Annotated in this window: 1 protein-coding gene; it reads right to left on the bottom strand. The window is 59.9% G+C overall.

The genetic code is table 11. The features are described 5' to 3' along the window. The coding region (locus tag WFM46_RS23550) for a phage tail tip fiber protein (RefSeq protein ID WP_336998703.1) at nucleotides 1-2,209 on the bottom strand (2,209 nt) is incomplete at both ends.

The raw sequence follows: 2,209 nt of genomic DNA, 5'->3' as shown, positions 1-2,209 counted from the left end.
GAACGTATCGGCAGAAATCAGGAAGTTTGAGGCCCCTGTACCGTCAATGCCCAGCTGAATACCCGCGATGCGTTTGACACCGTTCGCTTCCACTTGGACTTTAACGCCCCACTGCGCGGAGAGCTTGCCGTTGATATCAGCAACAGCCTGGCTGGTCGTCTGCACACTGGCATTGGTATCGCCAATTGCAGCCGTGACCTGCTGAATACTGATGGCCGTTGCGCTTGATAAATCCGTAACGGCTTTATCAATGCGCGTGATGGCTGCAGCATTGGTCTGGCCGTTTTGCTCTACCGTGGCCTTAAGCGTAGTGACCTGCTCCGCCACGGCACTTGTGGCATCCGCAGAGGTCTTCCGGACGTCGCTGATCTCGGCCATCGTTTTCGTTTCACCAACGGCGAACGTCACGCGCTGATCCGAGAACGCCATGAAGTTGGCGAGCGCATTGGTGACGTTGCCGACAATGCCGGCGTCCCGGCTAGCAGTGTTGCCGTCCACATCAACCTTAAGGCTGTCGATGCGGCGACCCAGCGCGCTGTCACCATCCGTACGGGCCGTAGTTTCCGTGCTGATATCCGCTGTGTTCTGGTCGGTAGTGGCCTTAACCGCAGCTAGGGCGGTGGTCTGCGCCTTGTTGTTGTCAGCAACGGCTTTAGTGACCGTCGTGATATCGGCGGTGTTTTTGCCGACAGTCACCTGCAGACCAGAAAGCGTGGTGGCCTGAGCATCCTGCTCAGTCGTCAGCGTTGCGAGTTCCTGAGTAACGGCTGCATGGTTATCGTTTACGGTCGATTCCAGCTTCTTCCGCTCCGTCACCTCCGCTTCCTGCGCCGTGATGCGGGCCTGTCGTTCGGTGTACAGCAGACCCGATGCCAGTTTTGACGGATCGTCACCGGTATAGCCGCCCCGGATCTGCGTCGCCAGCGTCTCGCGCGCCGTGGCTTCCGCCTGATCGCCAGTAACACGGGCTGTCGTTTCCTGCTGCAGCGCCGCCATCCCGGCCCCCGGTGTTGGCCGCCCGACCGCTACCCAGTCAATCAGGTAATAGTTCGTCGCGTCCTGTTTGGTGGACAGGTCCAGTCTGAACTGATTCATCGTGGCTTCGGTCAGCCAGGGGATGTTGTCGAACTCCACCGTAGCAATACCGTTGGCGTCATAGGCAGGCTCGGCGACGGTGATCATGTTGGTGTCGTTGAAACCACCAGTGCCACGCCACCGCAGCTGCCCCGTCCAGCCCGGCGCACCGAATTTCCTGATGCGGAGTTTAACGAAGCGATAGGACGAGGAGTTGATAGCCAGTGATCCCGGTGATGCCACCCACGGATCGGTGGCGTGGTTCGCCGGGCGGATCCACCCGTCAACGATTGTGGGAGTCCCGTTCCCGGTCCAGCCTTCTACCGTCGAATCGAAGTACCATATTTTCGCCGGGTCGAACTGGGAGCCGGTGCCTGCCGAAATCTGCGCAATCTGCTGCGCCAGCGAGTCAGAGGTGGTCTGAATTGTCTGGTTGACGTTGCTGATATCCGCGACGCGCTCGTTCTTCTCCGTCACCAGCGCCTGCCCCCGCGCCGTTGCCTCGTCGGTGATGGCTTTCTTACGGTCCGTGACCTCCTGCGCCAGGCCCGCTTTAGTCGTCGCCGACTCTGTCGTTACTGCGGTGATGTCGTCGCGCGCAGACTGGATATCTTCACCCAGATCGGCAATGTCCGAAACGAGGTTTTTATAGCCATCAGTCTGTTCAAGCGTGTCGCCGATCATGTCGAGATAATCACCGGCTTTCGAGCTGGACTGGCCTGCCGCCCACTCCGTCCAGTCGCCGGTGTTGCCGATACGATCCACCAGGCGCGCACGGTACCATTGACTGACGCCCGCCCGCATCGGGCCATGCTGGTAATGCGTGGCCGGAAACGGCACCAGAGCCAGTAATTGCGGGTTAGCCTTGTCTTCAGTGGTGGCGCGCTGAATCTCGGTGTATGCCGTATCACCAGAGCCATCCGGGAAAGCCCAGGTGATGTCGATAGCCCAGACAACATCGTCCGTGGCGGCCAGTGCCTGCGGCGTTCCAGGCCTGCCGTTTTTGCCCGTAAGATAGGTGGTGTCAGCATAACCCCACGGCGAGCTTGAATCCTGAGCGTTCAGCGCACGCACCCGCACGTCATAACTCCCGGTGTAAATCCCCTGCACCGTAAATCCCTGGGCGCTGCTCACC

Origin of the sequence: Leclercia sp. M50, assembly GCF_037150775.1 — a bacterium.
Lineage (GTDB): Bacteria > Pseudomonadota > Gammaproteobacteria > Enterobacterales > Enterobacteriaceae > Enterobacter.
The sequence above is the reverse complement of the archived record's forward strand: the minus strand, read 5'-3'. Positions and strand labels throughout refer to the sequence as shown.